The sequence below is a fragment of the Saccharicrinis aurantiacus genome (genome assembly GCF_947489045.1).
GTDB classification, from domain to species: domain Bacteria; phylum Bacteroidota; class Bacteroidia; order Bacteroidales; family Marinilabiliaceae; genus Saccharicrinis; species Saccharicrinis aurantiacus.
This window is the reverse complement of record NZ_CANLCN010000046.1, coordinates 1-2645: the sequence shown is the minus strand read 5'-3', so window position 1 is coordinate 2645 and position 2645 is coordinate 1. Positions and strand designations below refer to the sequence as shown.

General features: G+C 32.2%; 3 protein-coding genes. All 3 read right to left on the bottom strand.

The window, feature by feature from the left end; translation table 11 throughout:
• Positions 1-122: 122 nt before the first annotated feature.
• Complete coding sequence (locus QMO11_RS21780) at positions 123-800, bottom strand: DUF4145 domain-containing protein (RefSeq protein WP_282040069.1); 678 nt, start codon at positions 798-800, stop codon at positions 123-125.
• 241 nt (positions 801-1041) lie between these two features.
• Entirely contained in the window at positions 1042-1503 is a 462-nt protein-coding gene (locus tag QMO11_RS21775; RefSeq protein ID WP_282040067.1) for an RDD family protein, read from the bottom strand.
• Positions 1504-1788: 285 nt separating this feature from the next.
• Positions 1789-2553: a riboflavin biosynthesis intermediates N-glycosidase gene (gene ybiA, locus QMO11_RS21770; RefSeq protein WP_282040065.1), complete on the bottom strand. Its 765-nt coding sequence runs from the start codon at positions 2551-2553 to the stop codon at positions 1789-1791.
• Positions 2554-2645 lie beyond the last annotated feature (92 nt).

Sequence of the window (2645 nt, the reverse complement as noted above, 5' to 3'; positions counted from 1 at the left end):
AGACGTGTGTAGTTTTTTCCATTCATAACAACAAATTTAAAATATTAATTTGTTGCGCTAGGTTCTTGAATCTGGGTACTGATTCGGCTATTATATATACAAAGTGTTGGGTGTTGTATTTTCTATTTCATATCAGGCTTCCCTAGTGACTTAAGTTTTTCATTAAGTTCGTTTCTTCTTTTCTTTATTTTTTCAGGCTGAATAAAACAAAAATCAAATAAAGCTTCTATAACTTCTAATAACCATTCAGCTTCTCCTGGCTCAACTTCAACAATTTCTCCCGTAGTCTGATTCTTAATTGGATGAGCGGCTATATTCCCAATATTCCTAACCGCATCAACTGCGTCTGTAATGTGTGAAGGAATATTCTCCATATGAATAAACGTCTCAATTTCATCACATAAATTCCGTTTCTTTATACCAAAGTGTTCACGTAATATATTTTGAAGAACTCTTCTATTTAGCGCTGCAGATGCTTTAGGGCTTATTCCAATAACTTTATACGATTCTTCATAGTCATTATAATGTTTCGAAGGGATATATTTAGAATTAAAGATATCCTTAGATGTTGGGTAAAGTATTTGGTCAGTACTTGTTAAATCCCCAACTCTATGATCATATAAAAATTGGGGATAATCGTCATTAAAATCAAGAGGTCCACTATCCAATGTAACAACAAGTTTATCACAACTAGGACAACTTGCATAACTTAATGCAATTCCTAAATCATTAATTTGTTTAATTAGTCCAGTGCTTTTCCATTCAAAAAAAGCTGCTGTTCTACAATGTGGACATATCATAGTATATAATTTTATTTAAAGCTGCATTGTAATATAACACCCAACGTTACGAATACGAGGCTGTGAGCTGATTTAATAAACAGAACCTCAAAATACCACTTAGCCGTAACTTTTGTTTGGCTATAAATTTATTCCTTTCACTAGCCGAAACAAAAGTTTCGGCGAACTTATTTTATATACTAAACTACCATACTTATACTGACAGCTTATGCCTTGTATTTTTTGTTGGCAACTGTAATTTTTATATTCTTTCAACAATAGTTCGTGCAATTAAATCATGTAGACCTTGTCTTTTCTTAGAAATATCAATTATTCCAACACCAATTAAACTTAAAATAGATATTATTTTCAGTAAATTTCTACTTAATGAACGTGTAAAAGATATTCTTTCATGCTCTAGTGAAGATACCTTAAATCTCATGAATAACTTTCCTATTGTTGATTGGAACCTTGAACTTTCTAATATTATACAGTATAATATAAAAATGAAACCAATAACTAAAACTGAAATTAGAATATTGTCTGATTGATTAAGCGTCTTCAAAAATTCAAGAAAACGATTTTCTTCATCAAAGAATTTAATGAAAAATCCTATTCCATATGATATAACTGGAAGAAGAACCATTCTCAATATAACGATATCAATAATAAATGCTAACATTCTTAGCCACAATTGAGTTTCTTTCCGTTGCACTCTTCTCATAATTAAGTTCTGTTTTTTATTAGGTTCTTACTTTTATTCAATCGTATAAGTTTTCTCACCAATACAGGCTTTATAGTTGCCAACGTTGAGTATAAGAAACGTAAGTGATTTCGAAGCTCTTACCTGTCAAGTTGCACAGAGCCAAATTTGCGTTTTGACACAAATTTAAAGTTTCAAAACAACCCGTCAAATCGCAGATTTGGCGGAGCTGATTAAATGTACAAACGTTCCGTAAACCACTGAGCCATTTATGTTTTTTATACATTGTTACCAGCTTTTATTTTTCTAGCCATAAAATCCTTTCCAATCATATGGCTCTGGATTTGTCAGTTTAAAAATAGTTTTTTCTTTATCAGTCAGTTTATTATATGTCTGAGAAAATTCAATCATAAACTGCTCTCCTTTCCCCATTTCCCAAAACATATCTTTATCATCTATGTCAGGGTATTTAATCCATGGTGCAATTAAATCACATTTCAAGTCTGTAAAAAATCCGAAGTCATTTAAGAAATCACGTGTTTCCATAAGAGCAAACCCTAGCAAGTTTAAACCTCTCCATGCATAAAGGTTGTCAATCTCTTTACTGTCTTTGGTCAATCCGATTCCCCAAATCGTATCAACAGGACTCGCCTCTACAAGAATTCTGTTTCCAGTTTTTAAAAGATAATCTCCTAAGTCACGGTTTTGATTGAATTTGTGAATGTTTCCAAGTCGTACAATTTCAAATCGATTTTCAGTCCAGATGTTTTCGTCAAATCCAATTACTTGTCGTCCAAGTTCTTTTGCTTCTCCTGGTTTATCACTGTTTACTATTTTTTCAAAAATCTCTTTATTGTCAAACAACAGAGCTTTCTGAGCCATCATCCAATGTTCAGTTGTTTTATAAGTTAGTCCGTTAACCTTGAAAGAACTCTCAAACCATTGGCTAAAACAGAAATTACCCACTTCTTGGTCATGTTTTTTTGTATGTCCCCAGAAGTACAGAAATTTGAAAGAATCTCCGTTTTCAAATCTATCAATTAACCATTCTATGTTGTAATGCTGTCTCATTTTTTAATTGCTGGTAACGTTTGGCGCCAAGAAGCTGTTGTGCAATTTAATGTCAGCTTCGCCACCTCAGTCACAACAAACTTAACAAAATA